The 18778-nt window shown below is 57.3% G+C and carries 13 protein-coding genes and 1 tRNA gene; 7 read left to right on the top strand and 7 right to left on the bottom strand.

Annotated elements, in window-relative coordinates; all coding sequences use genetic code 11:
* The first annotated feature begins 173 nt into the window (after window positions 1-173).
* The 3 genes from WNY37_RS05230 to WNY37_RS05220 all read left to right on the top strand — a co-directional run bounded on the left by WNY37_RS05230 (window position 174) and on the right by WNY37_RS05220 (window position 3984).
* Entirely contained in the window at window positions 174-1097 is a 924-nt protein-coding gene (locus tag WNY37_RS05230) for a helix-turn-helix domain-containing protein (protein ID WP_342972410.1), read from the top strand.
* A 125-nt stretch (window positions 1098-1222) separates the two neighbouring features.
* A complete protein-coding gene (locus tag WNY37_RS05225) occupies window positions 1223-2614 on the top strand; it encodes a S41 family peptidase (RefSeq protein WP_342972409.1) in 1392 nt (463 codons plus the stop codon).
* A 752-nt stretch (window positions 2615-3366) separates the two neighbouring features.
* Window positions 3367-3984: a hypothetical protein gene (locus WNY37_RS05220; RefSeq protein ID WP_342972408.1), complete on the top strand. Its 618-nt coding sequence runs from the start codon at window positions 3367-3369 to the stop codon at window positions 3982-3984.
* Here WNY37_RS05220 and WNY37_RS05215 read toward each other — a convergent pair.
* From WNY37_RS05215 to WNY37_RS05190, 6 genes are all read right to left on the bottom strand, one after another.
* Window positions 3981-5798, bottom strand: a complete 1818-nt coding sequence (locus tag WNY37_RS05215) for an alpha/beta fold hydrolase (RefSeq protein WP_342972407.1) — start codon at window positions 5796-5798, stop codon at window positions 3981-3983. The two genes, WNY37_RS05220 and WNY37_RS05215, sit on opposite strands and share 4 nt — an antisense overlap.
* A gap of 331 nt (window positions 5799-6129) precedes the next feature.
* Window positions 6130-6750, bottom strand: coding sequence for a hypothetical protein (locus WNY37_RS05210; RefSeq protein WP_342972406.1), 621 nt, complete (start codon window positions 6748-6750; stop codon window positions 6130-6132).
* A 123-nt stretch (window positions 6751-6873) separates the two neighbouring features.
* Window positions 6874-7002, bottom strand: a complete 129-nt coding sequence (locus WNY37_RS05205; protein WP_342972405.1) for a hypothetical protein — start codon at window positions 7000-7002, stop codon at window positions 6874-6876.
* A 16-nt stretch (window positions 7003-7018) separates the two neighbouring features.
* The gene (locus WNY37_RS05200; RefSeq protein ID WP_342972404.1) at window positions 7019-8317 is read right to left on the bottom strand and encodes a cytochrome P450; all 1299 of its coding nucleotides are present in this window, start codon (window positions 8315-8317) and stop codon (window positions 7019-7021) included.
* Between the two features lie 787 nt (window positions 8318-9104).
* A complete protein-coding gene (locus tag WNY37_RS05195) occupies window positions 9105-11477 on the bottom strand; it encodes a TonB-dependent receptor (RefSeq protein ID WP_342972403.1) in 2373 nt (790 codons plus the stop codon).
* Between the two features lie 276 nt (window positions 11478-11753).
* The gene (locus WNY37_RS05190) at window positions 11754-12575 is read right to left on the bottom strand and encodes a helix-turn-helix transcriptional regulator (RefSeq protein ID WP_342972402.1); all 822 of its coding nucleotides are present in this window, start codon (window positions 12573-12575) and stop codon (window positions 11754-11756) included.
* A gap of 124 nt (window positions 12576-12699) precedes the next feature.
* On the opposite strand from WNY37_RS05190, the gene WNY37_RS05185 reads away from it, so the two are divergent.
* From WNY37_RS05185 to WNY37_RS05175, 3 genes are all read left to right on the top strand, one after another.
* Window positions 12700-13104 (top strand): hypothetical protein, encoded by a 405-nt coding sequence (locus tag WNY37_RS05185; protein ID WP_342972401.1) that lies wholly within the window; start codon window positions 12700-12702, stop codon window positions 13102-13104.
* A gap of 230 nt (window positions 13105-13334) precedes the next feature.
* Window positions 13335-17597 (top strand): chemotaxis protein CheB, encoded by a 4263-nt coding sequence (locus WNY37_RS05180; RefSeq protein WP_342972400.1) that lies wholly within the window; start codon window positions 13335-13337, stop codon window positions 17595-17597.
* A gap of 18 nt (window positions 17598-17615) precedes the next feature.
* A complete protein-coding gene (locus WNY37_RS05175; RefSeq protein WP_342972399.1) occupies window positions 17616-18008 on the top strand; it encodes a response regulator in 393 nt (130 codons plus the stop codon).
* A 28-nt stretch (window positions 18009-18036) separates the two neighbouring features.
* Here WNY37_RS05175 and WNY37_RS05170 read toward each other — a convergent pair whose 3' ends face one another.
* Window positions 18037-18243 (bottom strand): hypothetical protein, encoded by a 207-nt coding sequence (locus tag WNY37_RS05170; RefSeq protein WP_342972398.1) that lies wholly within the window; start codon window positions 18241-18243, stop codon window positions 18037-18039.
* Between the two features lie 288 nt (window positions 18244-18531).
* On the opposite strand from WNY37_RS05170, the gene WNY37_RS05165 reads away from it, so the two are divergent.
* Window positions 18532-18616, top strand: a tRNA-Leu gene (locus tag WNY37_RS05165).
* Window positions 18617-18778 lie beyond the last annotated feature (162 nt).

Genomic DNA, 18778 nt, shown 5'->3' with positions numbered 1-18778 from the left:
GATATCTCGGCCAGCCAGTTTCCCGAATTCAGCGTATTTCCGGTCAGTTGATGAACATGTTCTTGGATGCGCTTTTTCGATTTTCAGGAATTGGTGCGCTCGCACTCATCGCTGTGCTCACAATTCGAGACAATCGGGCCTGGCGAAGCGCTCCCTATTTGCTGCTTGCCTGTTTGAGCGTAGCGGCACTGTTTGTCGGGTATACGCTCGAGGAATTTCGCGCCCCGTCATCGATACATGTGGCCGCTCGCCTGCTTGATGTGCCCCATCTCGTCCTTGTTTGGCTATTTGCCTTGTCGCTCTACCAGAGGGAATTCCAGCTGCGCGCTGCTCACGTCATTGTGGGTCTTGCCTATACAGGCCCGATTTTCTGGATCCGGTTCGCTGAGTTTGGACTCGTGCCACTCGTGCCAGCGTGGCTGATCTCATTTGTGAGCGTGACGTCCATCCTTCTGATCGGACATTTGATCTTTGCGACCCTTCGAGAGTGGCCCGACGACCTTGTGGCTGAAAGGCGCCGGTCCCGCCTCTTTTTCGTTCTGACGATCATCTTTGTTGTCATGGTTGCTGCCGTCTCTGAGCCCTTCCTTGTTGGCCGTGACGGGATCGCTGCGGAGACATTCAAGGTCGTATCGATTTGGCCGGCCATTGCGATTGGGGCGGTGTGGCTTCTACAGGCGAACACAAATGGTGTCCGCTTCCATGAAGCTGGCCTGAGCCCGTCGAACATCTCAGCGTCAGACGCAGCGTTGAAGGAGAAGCTCGACCGCGTGATGATAGAGCAGAGTGCTTTCAAGAGACGCGGGCTAAGCATTGTCAGCCTGGCTTCGGAACTCGGCGTGACGCAACACCGCCTCAGGGCACTGATCAACGGAACACTCGGTTTTCAGAACTTCAGCACTTATGTGAACGCCTTGCGCATTGCTGAAATGAAGGTCTGGCTCTGCGATGAGGGTAAGCGGCATCTGCCCATTCAGACATTAGCGCTCGACTGCGGTTTCAAGTCGCTTGCGCCGTTCAACCGCGCCTTTCGTGAGAGCGAAGGGATCACCCCGAGCGAATATCGGGCCCGCCAGCTTGGTCCGCACCCGTCATAGCCTTCATTCTCGATGATACGCGGTTTCGATCAGCTTTTCCGCGATTTCAACAAGCATGGAAAGGAGCGTTCGCGGCGCAGCGCAGTACCATGGGCATCTTGCGAAAATGACCAGAGGGAATGCGGATGTTGAAATCGAAGAGATCGTCGAGAAAAGCCATGCTTGGTGGCGGGCTGCTCGCCCTGTGCGCGGGCCTGACGCTGGCGGGCTGTACATCGCCTGCAATCGTTGCGGAGCCTGAGCTAAAGACGTCCCACTCTTCCACCGAAAGTCAGACTGAGACAGCCGGTTACAAAGCAGATTTGCAGGAACTCGCAGAGCGGATCAAATCGGAGCATCCGCGGCCGTTTCGATATATTTCAGAGCCCGATTTCGATCGGCTTGTCGCGTCCAGCGTGGAGAGCATGGGCCCGGAGTCTTCCCGCGCGGATGCGCTATGGGCGGCTAGTGAAATTCTCGCCAGCATTCAGTGCGGACATACGGGTATGTCATACTTCAATCAGGAAAACGCCCTGATCGAAGTCGAAGACCGGTTTCCCGTAGATGTGCGTTTCGTGGGCGAGCAGCTTTTCGTTCTGGACCCGCTTGCCAATTCAGACCGACTGGAAAAAGGCGATGAGATCGCGAGCATTAACGGCCAAAGCATCGATGACCTGCGAACGATAATACTCCCGCACATCAGCGCAGAGGGCGTGGCTGAAACCTTCAAGGACTATGCGTTCAACTATTATGCGACGGCTTACCTGACCTACGCGCTTGGTTTTCCGGACGCTTACCAGCTTACACTGGTTGGGCAGACCGCGCCCACTGAGCTCAAGCCTCTCACGGACTTTTCGTCTAAACCCGTCATCAATCCAGCCGCACTTTGCCAGGAAGGGCTTTGCTATCGAGAGGATCTCGAAACTGGCGCCGGCATTATGACGATCCGGTCGTTTGCCTATTATGGCGACCAGGGTCAGGTCTTCGCAGACTTCGTCGGCTCTGCACTCGCCGATGTTGTGGAAAAGGACCGACCTGCACTGATCATCGATATTCGGGGCAATCATGGCGGCTCTGGTTTAGCGGTCGCGTACGTCTTAAGGCGCCTCGCTGAGGACCCGTTTGTTTACTGGTCAGATCAGGCTGACAAGCGAGGAGTGCTGGAGCTGTTCGACACCCAGCGGCCGGTGGATGTGGGTCTTGATGCTCCTGTCTTTCTATTAGTGGATGGAAATACGGTCTCCACGGCGCCGCATTTTGCCGCCCTTTTCAAGGAACATGGTATGGGCACCATTGTCGGTGAGGCGATGGGCGGAAATGCATCCACGAATGACGGTGCGCAGAACTTTAGTTCAACCGTGCACGGCATTGAGTACAGCATTGCCCGGATGCGGTTTGACGTTGCCGCGCCCAGCCTGTCTCTCGATGAGGCGGTGCAACCGGACATACCGCTATCCTACACCGTTGATGATGTCCTGTACGGCGAGGATTCGATGATGGAGTTTGTCTCCAACATGATTGAAGCTGAACACAATTAGTCCGCAAAGCTTTGCGCTTATGCAGTGCTGTTCTTCATCGTCGCCCGGGCCGTGGACTGAGTGTCCTTCAGGCTTTGAACGACGAGCCGTCTTGTCAGGCGGTCCTCGAGTGTGGAAGCCTTATTGAGGTCCAGTCTGACAAAGTGGGCTTTGAAACGTTCGAACTCGGGAGGCGATGAAAGGCCTTTCAGGGCATATCGGAAACGCCCAACCCAGTTTGCCGTCTGAAGTTGCAAATACTCCAGCGCGAGCGCCAGATCCTGCTCGACCGGACATCTTCCAGCTCGTGCGCCTGCGCGACGAAATTACACTGGCCGCCGACCCCGCTGCGGCCCGCCCCACCGAATGGTCAGCGCTTGCACGAAGCGCAGCCTGAACTTCCTTCCAGACCGAAAAGACTGGCCTTGGCAGCCCCGGTCAGAAGAGAGCGCCGGCTTAGCCCAGCTCCGTCCAGCCCGTGTTTGGTTTTTTGGTCAGCCCCATGAGTCCAGTCTCCTTGCCTGGAATCTACCAACCAGCCATGTGAAGGGCGCTCACCCAAAAGAATGAGGTGCACTCACAGCGCCTGCAGATCGCTGCGCGTCCGCAGCGAGCCCCGATAAATTCATCCCGGTCACCAATTTGGGTGAGGTGCAGCGGGACGGCTGCTTCTAATCCTGCCTTTGGAAGCAGGCTGGGGCCCGTGGGGGGACGCAGTCGCAGTGGGACCGCCGGGTCGCGATGGCTCGTTGGAACAGGAAGGTCAGGCAATCATGCTCAGGACACAGGCTTTGGCACTTGGCTTGATGGTCTCTCTACTGGGTGGGTGCAGCGACGGTGCCCCCAGCGACGGGGCAGCGGCAAGCGCCCCGGCTGGCTCCGGCGAGGTCAAAATGTCCGAGCTCAACGGTTTTGCCCGCTCGCTCGTCAAGGAAGACGGGTGCGACCCTCGCATCGCCAAAGCGATGGCGCCCTTCGAGAGCGACTATGGCGAATGCACCATGAACAAGCTGACCGATATTTGCGGCGAAGAGAATTTTGATCGCGGCGTCGCGCTGATCCCCACAGTGCGTGAAGCTAACCCCGGCCTCAACCCCTGGCTCTGGGCCTGCTCGCGCAACAACGACGTCCGAACCGCCATATTCGCGACCTGCAAGGAGCGCTATCGCCAAAGCGATGAGACATGCGACTGCGCGGTCGATGCCTTCCTCGCGTCAGAAAGCGATAGCGAACTGGTCGAATGGTTTTCCATTCAGCACGCTTTCGACGCCCGTGGCGCAGAAGGTAAATATCAGAGCTGGGTCGGCTATGGCCCGGACTCGCGTTTGACCGACCTTAGCGACATATCCGGCCGCTACAGCAATAAGCTGGAGGAATGCGGCTACCGCTAGGTCCGCTCCGGCGAACCGTCGAGCACGAGCGAAAAGGCGCCGCTCAGAAGCCTCGAGACAAGTTCACTCTGGCTTCTGACATTCATCTTCTCGAACACCGATTTCAGGTGCGTGCGCACCGTGTTCACAGATACGGCAAGCTTCTCTGAAATGCGGTCGGGCGAAAGCCCCCTTGAGACAAGCAGGGTCGTTTCGGCCTCCTTGTCCGTGAGACCATAGGCAAGCCTCAACAATTCCTTCTGATCCTCGCTTGCGACCGCCTCCTCTGCGCGGTCTATCAGGATCACGACGCCTGATCCCGTGCTCGGCACCATGCCCATCTTGTGCATGATCGGCGGATGGAAGAAAAAGCCGACAGTCTCGTCACCCTTGACCAGAAGCGTCTCCCTGCGATCGGTCTTTGGTTGCTCAAGAACACATTTACCCAAGGCCCTCAGCGGGTCTGCGCCTTCACCCCCGAAGTGCCGGTCAAGCGCCTGATAGAAAGCCGGGTTTCCATAGAGAAGGTTTGAATCGGTCGTAAAAATTCCGATCCCGATCCCGAACCGGCCGATGATGTCCTGCAGGATACTGCCGATAACCGCATTCTGCATCATCTGCTTGCTCAGCATGAAGGCCCGCTGCCAGTGCGGCATGATCTGGCGCAGCATGTCGCCGACCCGGTCATTATCGAACTCGCTGGAATGGGCGATTTCGAAAGCGAGCTGGTAGAGCGCTTCGGTCCAGTGGCGTTCACTGTCGATGGCAGTGTAACAAAGCTCAACAAGGTCTTCCGAACGGATATCGGACCGGGGCGTGGAGCCAAGCCGCTCAAGCATGGTGGAGCTGACCACATGCAGACCGCTCTGGCCTTCTGGGACCTGGAATTCCGCTTTCATCTGCGACATCGTCCTGATCGGCAGGTCGCCGCTTTCCCAGCGTGCCAGGAGCGACGAGATCTGGAATCGCTCTTCCTCGATCAGCAGACCGCCCCGGCCTTCCGGGATACAATAAGCTCCGACATCGTCGCTCCCGATCGCTAACAGCGTGCGCATCATCGGCTCAATGAAAAGTCCGCGCGCGCTGACCGGATCCTCACCGCCATATAGCAGCAGGAACCGCGTCCCGGCCTTCACAGACTGCCCCTCATCCCAGGTCCAGCCCCGCTCGATGCCGCGAAACATCTCATGGAAATAGCCGGTCGTCGGGATCGGCCAGGCATAGGGGTCGCTCATCAGCTCGCGGACAATTTCGGGGTCGGACGACACCACATCGATCAAGGAAGACTGGCTCTCAAGATGTAGGCCCAGGAAGCGGTAAAGCTGTTGCAGGGTCAGCTCGTCCTGATTGTCCTCACCGTGGAAAAGTGTTCTCGCTTTCGTGAAAGCCTGGCCCATCCGCATCAGGCGCGGCTCCGAAGGCGGCGGCGAAGAGAGCACAATGTTCTTGGCGAGGTCCGGCCAGGTCTTGAGAATGTCGAGTGTCAGGGACGTGCCGATATTTGGCGCAACGATGAGGCGCTCGTCCCAGTTCGTACCGTCGAAGGCGACTTTAAACGCCTTGCGAAGGTCTGCGACCAGAAGGTCCCAGCCCTTGTCGATCTGCATATGGCCAAGCGGCGCCTTCTTTCCGGACGAATGACCATGGCCGCGAAGGTCGACGGCATGAACATCGAAACCACGGTTTGCGAGCCCCTTGATCGTCTTGAGGAGATTTAATGAGTGCTGCGCTTGTGTGTGCGTGACGAACGCCGTCTTTCCGGAAGGGTTGTCCGAGCGGCAGAAGATGTGCTGCAGCACGGTTCCGTCATCGGAGACGATGTGAGATCTGATCATCGGCGCACTCTGATTCTACTGTAATTTATTGTTTGATTATCCCCGCGCGCGCTTCCTTCAAGTCAAGATCGACATCGGTCGCGCGGTGGGGGCTATCAGCCGTTTGGTTGTGAGATGTTCCGGGCATCGCGTAAATGGGAGAGCAGTCTCGCGCCAAGGTGGATCTAACCTCCCCTCTTCAGGGAGGCCGGTCGCCACACTTTTTAGGCAAAGCTGCGTGCAAACTGTTCTGAAACACGGAAGCGGGAAGCTGCGGGCAGATCAAACTGACGCGCCGCCTAGAGTAGCGGACGCGATGCGCCGGTGCCATTGGAAAGAAAAGTGCGCGGGCCTAAGTCCGACTCTCTGCAATCAGCAGTCTGGCATTGTCGACATTGGACGCCGAATTGTCGCCGCTGCTCATTTTGAACCTCGATACGACAGGCGCATCCTTCTCAGGGCCATCCAGCTGGATCAGCAACATGTCGCCGCCATCCAAATGGACATAGCCAATATGAAGAGGCTCATCGAGCGGTTCAGGCGTAAAGCTCGCATAAGCCCCGGCCATCACAAGGGAATCGCCCCGTCGGACGGTCGAGCGAGGAAACTCCGCCGGCGCTTCGAGCGTCACAGCGCGCCCTTCTGAGGCTGCAGCTTCGCAGAGTTCCAGCCATGGGCTCTCATCAAGCAGGCCACCGCAGGCCTCACTTGACTGCCCGTCGATCTCAATGCGCATCGTGCCCGTGAGCGCGTCATCATTTTCCGTAATATCGACCAGCATGTACGCATACTGGCGGCCGAGCGCCATTCGTGCCGGCATGCGCTGGCCGGGCGCCAACTGAGACAGCGGAGTCGATTCAGGCGCTTTGCTCGCGGGCTCTTCTTTGTCGGCCGGTTCGCCGGAACACGCTGAGAGAACGAGCAGAAAAGCGACGAGGGCGGTCGGGTATGAAAGCGGACGACGTATCAACATTCCTCGATTGTGCAGCATCACGGTGTAACGAGCTCACCCAAACGGGTGAGATGGAACAAAAACCCCGATCAAACCGAAGGTGGAGCATCCGGTTTCACGCTGGAGAGACGGAAGTGAACACTCTCAAAAGCCAGAACCATTCTGGACGAGGTTTCGACCGCAGTCATGCAATGGTCCGCCATTGCCGCTCAGGCGGGATTGCCCGAAGCCGACAAGAAACGGGTCGAGCGCGTCCGCGCACCGGTCGATCATCAGCGAGGTATGCTGCTCAGGCCGCCTCGAACTTCACTGGCACTTTCTTGGGCCCACTAATAAACAGTGCAGGTATATTTCTGGGTTCGCCATTCAGGCGAACGGACTTCAACCTCGGCAGCAATTCTTCGAAGAGAATCTTCATCTCCAGCTTGGCCAGATGCATCCCCAGACACAGATGCGGTCCGAATCCAAATGAAACGAGCGGGTTCGAGGAACGGTCGACCCGGAAGGTGTCCGGGTCATCAAAAACAGCCTCGTCGCGGTTACCAGATCCGTAACAGAGCATGATCCAGTCGCCCTTGCGCATGGGCGCGCCGCCGACTTCAACGTCTTTTGTCGCGAATCGCATGAAACTCTTGATCGGAGCTGCCCATCGAATGGCTTCATCAACGAGGCCGGGAATAAGAGCTGGATTGGCTTTTACTTTTTCGAACTCGGCCGGGTTTTCTGCAAGCTTCCACATCGCCATCGCCGTGGAGGCCGACGTCGTGTCGTGGCCCGCTGTGGCAACGGTGATGTAGTAACCCATTTCCATCTTGTCCTGGATTGGCTCCCCATCAACTTCCGCATTGGCAATAACACTGCTCAAGTCATCCTGCGGATTTTCGCGCCGTTTTTTGCTCAGCTCTCTGAAGTAATCCTCAAAGCCAGCAACCGTCTTGCGAAGATGTTCACCTTGCTGCTCTGCGCTCAGTATTTCCGCAGCCCCAGACATCTCAGGGTCCTGCGCCCCGAACAATTCCTGTGTCAGCTTGAGCATGATCGGTTCATCCTCAGCAGGGACACCGAATATCGACATGATGACACGGAGCGGATAGAGAAGCGCGACTTCAGAGACGAAGTCACACTCGCCTTCTGTCGCCATCATCTTGTCCACAAATTCGCGCGCGATCGAACGGATATCCTCTTCCAGCTTCTTCACCGATTGAGGCATGAAATAGCCTTGTGCCAACCGGCGGTACTTGAAGTGCTCGGGCGGATCCATCGACACCAGGGAGTGGACCAGATGCGGGTCTCCTCCATTCATGGCCCGGATATATTCGTCGCTGCCTTTATCCATGAATGAAAACTGGCCATCACCGGAATGAAACGTTTCATTATCGCGGCTGATCAGCTTTATATCTTCTTGCCTGGTAACGACCCAGAAGGGGTCAAAGCCTTCCACAACGGCCTGGCCGAGCGGCATGTTGGTGCGGAGCCAAGCATAAGTGTCGTAAATCCGTCCATCTGCGTACGCCTGCGGATCTGTCAGGACCGCAGATCGCTCGTCCGGGATGATATGATTTTCAGCGGCGCTTAATTTATCAGACAATTTCGATCTCCCTCAGCTGACTTTCAGCTTTTTATTTGTCGCCGGACGCTGTGCATGTTTCAGCCAGAGCACCTGGCGGCCTCCTGTCCCGGCACTTCAGTATTGTCAGTTCCAATAGACGCTATGATTGACCGAACCATCACGTCACAACCGTGATCGATGAACCCAGGACGTCGGTGAAATTCGCCGGTATGATCAAAGACACACCCCCACGATGCTGGTCTGGTCCCTCACTCTACCAATTCGCACTTTTGAGATTAAAACGACAACATAATACTATGCGCTAATATCCGTATTTAACAGGTATTATTTGAAATATATTGTCTTTTCGTTTTAATACGTAATGATAAATATGCGCCTTGGGGATTGCCAAAGCTACAAGCGCGCCCGCCCCTTCCCCAAACGCTCAGGATACGCCTCACAGGATGACACCCGAGCGAGCGATGGGGAGCATTTACAGAAAACCAGGCAAGGAAAACGCCAGATTAAAATAAAAGCAGCCGTAGCATACGCTCCCGCACAGGCATGATCGATTGAAAGCATGGAGCTCGATGGTCCACGCGCTGGCGAAATACTGCTGGAGATCCACGCCGTCGGCATATGTCATCGTGACATCGCCTATCGGGATCAGCATCTGCCACATGACCGCGGCGCCGCCCCATGCAACCGGCGCGAATACCGCAGATCAAAAGTCACACGCCCGGCATCCATAAGATGCCGGGCGCGGTTTTTACCCTGGACTTATGCTCAACCAGCAAAGCCGCTTGAGCCTGCGCATGATCCCCGATCAGGGATGGTAAGTAAGTCTGAACATGACCTGGCGTCCTGGATTAACCGACGCAGCCAAATCAGAAAATGTCGTCGCATTTCCCGTTGCCGGCACCTGCAAACCGCTCGCGAGCGTGTTCTCATCAGTCAGGTTTCGGCCAATCACCGCAAACTCCCAGATCCGGCTGCTATCCATAAAGGCGAGGCCGGCATCGACAGTAAAAACAGACTCCTGTTGCGAATGCGGAATGGCCTCCGACATGGATTCATATTCTGTGTTGTACTGCACACCGGCATTAATCCGGTAATCCAGTGAACTGGTCAGTGTGCCCTCGTATGCTCCGCCGAGGGTCGCCGACCACTCCGGCGCGCGCGGCAATCTCTTACCGGCCTGATCCTGAAGATTCAGAACCGGGTCACAGCCCGCAGCCGCTGTCTGACCATTATAGCAGGCCGCCAAGTACTCGTCGTACGTTGCGTCCGTATAAGCAAACGCGCCATTAATGCGCAGACCGTCAATATCAGCAGGGCGGTACTCAAAGTCGACCTCAACACCCTCAATCGTCGCAGCGCCGACATTGTCCAGAACTGTCGCAACGACTACCGGGTCGAAACGGCCGAGTTGAAGGTCTTCATACTCAAAATGATATGCCGCACCTGCCAGTCGAAGCGACTGATCGAACAGATACATCTTCGACCCCACCTCAAAGCCGCTAACGAGTTCCTCTTCAAAGGAATTGTCGATGCTGGCGCCAGCGGCCAGCGTCGCAGGTATGGCAACATGCTCCGTCTGGAAGCCACCGGATTTGTAAGCCTCCTTATACGCAACATAAACGTTGGCATTTGGATTGATCGCGTAAGAAGCCGTGATCTCAGGCGACAGGTTGTAGAAATTGACTTCTTTGCGGTACTGACCCTCAAATTCGCCATGGCCAATCTTCTGCTGTTTCGTCTCATCCGAATAACGGACGCCTGCAGAGATATTCAGCTTATCGGTAATATCGAGCCCAAGCTGAACGAATGGCGAGATTGTAGTTCCGGTAAGCTCAAAATCAGCCGACGGAGTCAGCACACCGATAACCGTCGATTGCGATTCGACAAATTCATCATCCTGCAGGAAAACCCCTGCCACCCAGGTCAGACGGCTGTCGGGATCATTAGCCAGACGGAATTCCTGAGAGTAAGAAGTCTTCTCGACGCTGCTTGCATATTCAATAAAGGGAATAGCACCACTCGATACGTTGTCTGACGCATCCAGGTTGATGCTGTAGAGACCCGTGATCGAGGTCAGACTGATAGAATCCGTGATGTCGTAGGAGACATCAGCCACCAGGTAATGCTGCTTCACCCGAAGATAAGGCGACCCATCAGCATTAAATCGCCCATCAAAGGCATCCAGGCCGGGCGGGTTGTACGGCTGCGTGGTCACATTGTCCGCGACACAATTCTGATCCGGAAGGGCGAATGGCCCCTGGGCCTGTCCGTAGGGGCAGTGAATCCGCTGAGTGATCATATAACCTGAACCCGCATCGAGGTCAGAATAGCCGCCGCGAAGCTTCAGGGAAAAGTCAGCGCTGGGATCAATGAACAGACTACCCTTTGCCAGGAATTGCTCCTGTTCCGGACCCTTGTCGTCACGGGGAGGAACCGCCCCTGGAACCGTTGGCACGACATTATCCAACCAGCCGTCTGCATCGGTGTAACGCACCGCCAGACGCCCGAGCACCCCTTCAGCCAACGGGCCGGAGACATAGGACTCAATGCCATACCTCTGCGATTCTGTTTCGTACTCGCCGCGAATTCGGTAATCGAATTCTTCGGTCGGCGCCGCCGAAGCCAGAGAGACGATGCCGCCGGTGGAGTTCTTGCCAAAAAACAACGCCTGCGGCCCTTTAAGCACTTCGACCTGCCCCAGATCAAACTGGCCGAGCTTGACCACGCCCGCGTATGAGATCGGAATACCATCCACATTGACGGTAACCGCCTGATCGACCGAAGCTGTGGAAGTCGCGCTCGAAACACCGCGCAGCGTCAGGTTGCCGCCGTAAGCGATCGTATTCTCAGAAATCCTCAGCTCTGGCACAACAGTAGACAGCTGCGAGAGATCGTTCAGACCTCTCTGGTCGATCTCGACCGCCGGCACAGCAGCCATGGCAACAGGCGCGTCGATTTCGCGCTCCTCACGCTTACGCGCATTCACATAAACGACCCCAAGGGTGCGCGCAGATGAACCGTCTTCAGCCTGGTCGGAGTCGACGGAAACCGCCTCTTCGCTCTCGACAGTGTCTCCCGACTCGTCTTGCGCTATCGCTTGCAATCCGCCGGTGGCGACGCTCAGCGCAATCAGCGACACAGCACACTTTTGCACAACGGTATTAGACAACTGCTTCATTTTTAAAACCTCCCTAAAATCTTACCTAATCATTCGGATATGCCGGCGGCGGCTATCATCCGCTGTACGGCCAGACAACAGGCTCTATCTATTTTTGAAGCATTTGTTTTATATTTGTTGCGCAAAAGCCGCACGCCGCGACAAAGCGGGTAGCCTTATCACCCACGCGACGGCGTCCCACCCTCGAATCGACTTGATTGCAGAACGCAAAACGAAAAAAAACACCCCTGACGGGATCGCCAAGAACCCTTAGTTGTGGGTGATCCCCGACAGATTCTATCGCTCGCCGGAATCTTGAAGGACCGGTCTACGCCGCTCGAGCAGATAGCGGCTTGGCGGTTTGCCGACCATCTTTCGGAACATGGTCACGAAACTGCTGGCGCTTTCATAGCCGAGATCCATCGCAACGGCCTGGACCGTCTCGCCAGCGCTCAGCTGCCGCAAGGCGAGGATCACATGCAACTGCCGGCGCCAGCGACCGAAGCTCATCCCCACCTCTTGCGCCAGCAGACGGCTCAGGCTGCGCTCGCTGAGCGCGACGCGGGCAGCCCACTCCGCGACGGTCGCACGATCCGCGGGTGCCGCGATCAACAGGTCGGTGAGTTTCTTCAGGCGCGGATCGGCGGGGATCGGCAGGCGCAGGTCTTCAACCGGTGCCGCAGCTAGCTCATCGAAGATGACATCGACGATCCGGCCGTCCGGGCCGTCGATGTCATAGAGTTCCGGAAGCGCGTTGGCCCGCATCAGCAACTGCCGGAAAAAGTTCGATACCGTGACCGTGCAGCATTCGGTCGGCAGGTTCACAAACTCGGGTGGGTCGATGAAGAGGGAGGTGCACTCCACCTCACCTGAGCCGAAAACGGTGTGGGGCACCCCGCCGGGAATCCACACCGCGCATTGCGGCGGCACGATCCAGACAGCGTCGTCAACTTCGCAGTTGATCACGCCACGGACCGTGAAGAGCAGTTGCGCCTTTTGATGATGGTGCCGCGGCGATTGCTCCAGGGCCTCAAGATTAGCGACCGCGTTGGCCGCGACGAGCGCGCGAGGAATCTCGTCCACATGGGACAGCCATTCGCTACGGACGTCTAAATGCATCAAAGATCTCGGTATTTTCTGAGTTGGCTGTATTGAAACATATAATGGCAGGGTTTCGCAATGACGCCATTCACTGTCTGACATATTGGTTTCGTCAGATGGGACATGCCGAAGGAGACGAAACATGCCTGTGGATAATAGGAATTTCCCGTTCGTCTGGATGAGTTATGACGAAGCGCCCGGTCACCACCACGACGAGGATTTCAAGGCGTTCGAAGCGAGTCTTGAGCGCGGCGAGCCGTTCGTGATCCTGACCGATAACGCGCCGACCGAAGAGCACCATCACAGTCAGGAAGAAAAGAAGCGCACCGTGCTGTGGATGAAGAAACACAAGGCCGAGCTGCGGTGCCTTGTGATGGCGATGATCGTGATTGAGCCGAACACAGCCAAACGTCTGGCCGTCAAGCCTTTCGGCGTGGCCTTCTCCAAATTCTGGGGCTATCCGATGAAACTCGCCTCGTCCCGCAAGGAGGCGATGGAAATCGCCGGGAAACTGCTGTCGGAGCGGGCTGGGCCTGAAACAGTCTGACAAACGACCAAGCGGCGTGCTGACCTGAGGCAGCAGGGAACTTTGAATGTGGCCCTCGCCGGACTGGATAGTCGATCCGCCTCGATAGCGCGGTAAAATAATTGTGCCATCCGCTGCGGCACTGGTCCCGCCAAAAATGTTTTAAGGCACGACTTGATTTCGGTCGCCTGCAAGTTGAAGCTTTCGCTTTCCGCTGGCCATGGGGCGGGTCCTTGCGAGCGAGAATATAGATGACCAAACTGCCAAATATCGTCGCCATCGGTGCCTCAGCCGGAGGCCTCGAAGCCCTTCAGCTCTTTGTCCAGGCCATCCCGAATGACAGCGGTCTCGCTTATGTCGTGATCCAGCACCTGGCGCCGGATCAACCGTCGCTCATGGATAAGCTGCTTGGCGCGCACACCCCGGTGCCCGTCGAACGCATCGAGGACGGGGCATCGATAAAGCCCGACCATATCTACATCATCCCGCCGGGTCCGTTCCTGGAGATCGAAAACGGCGTTTTCAAACTGGTCGAACATGAACGTGAAGAAGGTGTCCGCACACCTATCGACCGTTTCTTCAAGTCGCTCGCCGAGGAGGCCGGTCGACAGGCGTTCGCAGTCGTTCTCTCGGGCACGGGATCCGATGGCACACTGGGCGTGCGGGCCATCAAGACATATGGCGGCATCGCGCTCGTTCAGGAAAGCGGTAGCGCGCGGTTCCCCGGGATGCCGGACAGCGCTGCCGCGACCGGCCTGGTCGACTTCGTCCTTCGGCCCCAGGACATGCCCGGACGGATCATTGAGATCGTTCGGCACCGTGAACAGATTGAAGAGTCCGGCGGCCGCGAGGATATGCTCGAGACCGTCGAGCAGCGTCTGGACGAGGTGCTGGAACAGCTCGAAGAGGACGCGAGCAACTCCTTTGGGGGATACAAGCCCGGCACACTTGTCCGGCGCATCGCGCGACGGATGACGCTGCTTCGCCAAAGCTCTCTGGACGGCTACCTGCAGACACTTGCCGACAAGCCTCAGGAACGAAAGCTCCTCACACAGGATTTCCTGATCGGCGTCACGAAATTCTTCCGCGACCCAGAGGCTTTCCAGGTCTTGAAGGAGCAAGCGCTCGAGCCCCTGCTCGATAGCGACTGTTCAAGTTTCAGGGTCTGGGTTCCGGGGTGCTCGACGGGCGAGGAAGCCTATTCCATCGCCATGCTCGCTTGCGAACTGGCCGACGCGAAAAACGACAAGAGGCCGTGGAAGATCTTCGGGACAGATATCGATCTCGACGCGCTGCGGCACGCGCGCACTGGCCGCTTTGCGGAAGCCGCGATGGAAGGCCTTTCGAAGCAAAACCGCGATCAGTTTTTTGCGAAGGACAATGACCTTTGGCACGTCAACAGCCGGCTGCGTGAGATGTGCGTTTTCGCGCCGCACAACCTGCTGGCCGATCCGCCGTTTTCGAAACTGGATCTTGTGTCCTGCCGAAATGTGATGATTTACCTCAATGCCGACAGTCAAGCGATGGTCCTGCCCCGGTTTCATTATGCCTTGAACCCGCGCGGCTATCTCTGGCTGGGGCCGTCAGAGACGCTAGGCCGCAACGAACGCTATTTCCAAACCGTGGATCGTGCCGCACGCCTGTTCCAGCGCGACGACAGCACGCCAGCGGCATTTTCGGCATTGTCGGTCAACCGCCGCCGCGAGGGTCGCGTTGGTTTCAGCACTGGACTTGCGCCCAGCCAGCAGCAGCCAAAGCCGCGCGAACCGGATGTCGAACGCGTGACCGAGCAAATGTTCCTTCAAAGGCGGGCCGCGCCGTTCGCCGCGATCAATCGTCAGAACGAAGTCGTCTACCTGTCGGAAGCAATGACATCCCTGATCAAGCCGTCACGCGGCGCGCCCAGCACCTCGCTCGATGATTTCCTGACGGCGGAACTGCGTCTACCCGTCCACTCGGCGCTCGACGAGGCGCGGCGCACCGGGCTGGAGGCCGAGATTGCCAACATCGTCACCAATATCGGAGACACGCCAAGGCTTTTCGACGTGGCAGTAACGCCGTTCGGCTCGGACAGCGATTTGATGCTGGTTTCTCTCAACGAGGTGCGCCAGCGCGATAGCGGCGAAATTACCGATAGTCCCGACAGTCGGACTAGCGGCGACTATGAGGAGGAGCTCATCCTGACGCGCAAGCGTCTCAGCTCCCTCGAGCAGGAGTTCGAAACCTCGGAGCAGGAACTGCGCAGCGCTAACGAAGAGCTGCTGAGCATGAATGAGGAGCTGCAAAGCTCCAACGAAGAGCTCGAGACCAGTCGCGAGGAACTCCAGTCCATCAATGAGGAATTGGAGACAATCAACGCCGAACTGAGCGAGAACAATCGGCAACTGACGCGCGCCAACAGCGACATGAGAAACCTGCTTGAGAGCACAGATATCGCCACGCTGTTTCTGGACCAGGCCGACTGCGTGCGGCTCTATACACCGGAACTTAACCGCCTGTTTGGGGTACAGGAGCGGGACGTGGGCCGTCCTATCCATGATATGGCGAGCAAGGTCGAATATCCCGATCTGGCGACCGACGCCGATCAGGTGCGCAGAACGCTGCAGCCGATCGAGCGCGAACTGCGAATCGAGGCCACCGACGAGACCTTCCAGGCGCGCGTGCGTCCATACCGTACTGTAGACAACCGGATCGACGGCGTGGTCATCACCTTTGTCGACGTCACTTTTAGAAAGCGCAATGAACGCCAGCTCGAAGACAATGCGAAGACGCTCAGCGAACAATATTCCGAACTTGAGACACTCTACGATACCGCGCCGGTTGGTCTGAGCCTGGCCGACCGGGATTTGCGCTATCTGCGGATCAATGAGCGGCTTGCATCGATCAACGGACTGCCGGCCGAGGCCCATGTCGGCAAGCTTCAGGAAGACCTCCTGCCGTCGGCCCATGAGGCAGTCTACCCGCTGCAACGCAAAGTCCTGGAGACCGGCGAGCCGATCTTTGGCCATGCCGTCAGCACGCAAACTCCGGCGGAGCCCGGCAAGACCCGCGAGTTTCTTGTAGATTTCTACCCCGTGAAGAGCGGCGAAGAGGTTGTTGCCATCGGCAGTTGCGTGCGCGAGGTGACCGCAGAACGGGAATTGGAGCGGCGCATTGCCGAAAGTGCCATCCGGCAGGGCATTGCGGTCGATGCAGCAGGGCTCGGTATTTTCGAATGGGATATGAGCACGGATGACGCGCTGTGGGAAAATGAGCGGATGTTCGAAATTTTCGGCCGCACGTCTGCAGATGGCACCCTGACTTTCGAAGAGTTCGAGCGGAATGTGTTGCACTCCGAAGACCAGGAGCGGTTCGCGAAGGCGGTTGAGGCATCAGTGGCATCCGGCAATCTCGACATCACGGTTCGGATCAGGCGCCGGGACGGGGAAGAGAGGTTCATCCAGTATTATGCGCGCGTCGGCCAGGTTCAGAACGGCGCACACAGGATGATCGGGACGGTGGCCGATGTCACCGACAAGACACTCTCGCACCAGCGCGAAACCAGGCAACGCCAGCGGATGAAAACCATTCAGGACAGCCTGAACGCCTTTGTCGGTCTTCTGGACCCGGACGGAACGGTCATCGAAATCAATGCGCCTGCGCTGGAGCGTGGCGGCTTGGAACGTGACGATGTCATCGGACGCAAATTCTGGGACTGTTGGTGGTGGTCTTTCAGCGAGGATTCGAAGGCGCGGCTAAAGGAGGCCGTCGAGAGCGCAGCACAGGGCGAAAGCATCCGCTACGACGTGCCGGTCCGCATGGCCGAAGGGGAAATGATTGTCATCGATTTCCAGTTGGTGCCCAGAATCGGAGATGATGGCGAAGTCGAAGAGATCATCCCGTCTGCCGTCGATGTGAATGAGCGCGTCGAAGCCGAGCGTCGCAAGGATCTGCTTCTGGCTGAACTCGAGCACAGGGTGAAGAACATTCTCGCCACCGTGCAGGCCGTCGCCCGTTTCACAGCCCGGATGTCGCAGGACAAGGATCAAATGGCCGAAAGTCTCATCCAGCGTCTGGGCGCAATTTCCCGCACTCACGACGCTTTGACCTCCGGCGGGTGGAAGGAACAGACCCTGCGTGCGTTGGCGGAAAGCGAAGTTGACCCTTATGCGAACCCAGACGATGGCAGGTTCACTTATTCCGGAGACGAGATTTCTCTGTCCCCAGCGGCTGCCCTTTCGATGGGACTTGCCTTGCACGAGCTTGCGACCAACGCGGCGAAATATGGAGCCTTTTCATCAGATTCCGGACGGGTAGAACTCTTTGCCGAAGGCGATGGGGACGCGTTCTCCAGGATCGAATGGCGCGAGCGCGGAGGTCCCCCTGTCGCTCCGCCGGAGCATCAGGGCTTTGGTACATTTCTGATCCAACGACTTCTGGAACGGGAACTAGACGCGACCATACGCGTTTTGTTCGAGCGTGAGGGACTGTGCTGCATCATCGAAGGAAAAGAAACGCTCCGCGATGGTGAGTAATAACCAAGCTAGGTTAGAATGACGTCATCGGACCGTGACCCGAAAAAGCCTGCTCTGAAAGTCCTTGTCGTCGAGGACGAACTTCTCATCGGCATGGATCTCGTTATGGAGTTGGAAGACTGGGGCTATGACGCCAATGGCCCACATAAAAGTGTGGCCGAGGCTCTTAGCGAGATCGAGCAGTTCGCACCCGATGTGGCAATCCTCGACGTCAATCTCGGCAATGGCGTCACCAGTATGCCCATCGCCAAGAAGCTGAAAGAGGCAAACATCCCGTTTGTATTCCTGACCGGCTACGATCCATCTCGGTTTGATTCCGATGGCCTCTGGGAGGCTGCGCCGCGCCTTCGCAAACCAATCATACTGAACCAATTACACGACACTCTTAAGCAAATTGCGCCAACCGCGTAAGTGTCTGAAGATGATCGCTATTTCGCGGTCAAAGGCCGAGCGCAAGCGCAGTACTGTTCCAACCCTCGAAGACGATGCCCTTAATGTCCTCGATGAAGAGCTTCGGCGTCCACACAATGTTGATATCGGAATGACGCGCGCCGGGACTGGACGACCCGGGCTCGCTAAAGCGGGAATCCTCCGGTCTAAACACATCGGTCTTCGAACCGCCGCGCGCCGTACCATTAATCGTCAACGTCGCTGATCCGGGCGTGCCACAATTGTTTCGGTGTTACTGGCGGGACTGGCTCGAGACGGCGTCGTAATAGATCCGCGTTCTGTCTGCACCTTCCCCAATCGAGCGAACGCGACCCCGCGATACGGTTGGCTGCTGGAGCGTCACCCTCAGACCTCTATTGATCCCGACCGCCACTTGCAGGAGCGGCCAAGTTTCAAGTCTTACAAGCAAGCTCATCGGTTCGCTGGATTTACCCGTTGACGGAAGAGGCTCCCAGCCCTATCACCCCGCCTTCCGATCCCAAGTGCCCAGGTGGCGGAATTGGTAGACGCGCACGGTTCAGGTCCGTGTGTCTCACGACGTGGAGGTTCGAGTCCTCTCCTGGGCACCATCGCTTTTTCCAATACAGCCCGAAAAGCTCCATAATCCCTTCTAAAATAGAGATATTTAGACAAAACCTTGACGGATATCGTCCAGCTGGGTGCGGGTATGTCCGTTGGCATGCGGGTATTTTGCGGGTAGGATTGAGGGTATTCCGGGTTTTGCTACCCGC

Origin of the sequence: Henriciella sp. AS95 (assembly GCF_038900055.1) — a bacterium.
GTDB lineage: Bacteria > Pseudomonadota > Alphaproteobacteria > Caulobacterales > Hyphomonadaceae > Henriciella.
Note: the sequence above shows the minus strand (reverse complement) of the source record. Positions and strands in the feature narration are given on the sequence as shown.

What these genes read in the sequence shown, in the direction of transcription:
- WNY37_RS05225 (WP_342972409.1), top strand. Translation starts at nt 1,223, where the DNA reads ATGTTGAAATCGAAGAGATCGTCGAGAAAAGCCATGCTTGGTGGCGGG.
- WNY37_RS05220 (WP_342972408.1), top strand. Translation starts at nt 3,367, where the DNA reads ATGCTCAGGACACAGGCTTTGGCACTTGGCTTGATGGTCTCTCTACTG.
- WNY37_RS05215 (WP_342972407.1), bottom strand. Translation starts at nt 5,798, where the DNA reads ATGATCAGATCTCACATCGTCTCCGATGACGGAACCGTGCTGCAGCAC.
- WNY37_RS05210 (WP_342972406.1), bottom strand. Translation starts at nt 6,750, where the DNA reads ATGTTGATACGTCGTCCGCTTTCATACCCGACCGCCCTCGTCGCTTTT.
- WNY37_RS05205 (WP_342972405.1), bottom strand. Translation starts at nt 7,002, where the DNA reads ATGATCGACCGGTGCGCGGACGCGCTCGACCCGTTTCTTGTCGGCTTC.
- WNY37_RS05195 (WP_342972403.1), bottom strand. Translation starts at nt 11,477, where the DNA reads ATGAAGCAGTTGTCTAATACCGTTGTGCAAAAGTGTGCTGTGTCGCTG.
- WNY37_RS05190 (WP_342972402.1), bottom strand. Translation starts at nt 12,575, where the DNA reads ATGCATTTAGACGTCCGTAGCGAATGGCTGTCCCATGTGGACGAGATT.
- WNY37_RS05185 (WP_342972401.1), top strand. Translation starts at nt 12,700, where the DNA reads ATGCCTGTGGATAATAGGAATTTCCCGTTCGTCTGGATGAGTTATGAC.
- WNY37_RS05180 (WP_342972400.1), top strand. Translation starts at nt 13,335, where the DNA reads ATGACCAAACTGCCAAATATCGTCGCCATCGGTGCCTCAGCCGGAGGC.
- WNY37_RS05175 (WP_342972399.1), top strand. Translation starts at nt 17,616, where the DNA reads ATGACGTCATCGGACCGTGACCCGAAAAAGCCTGCTCTGAAAGTCCTT.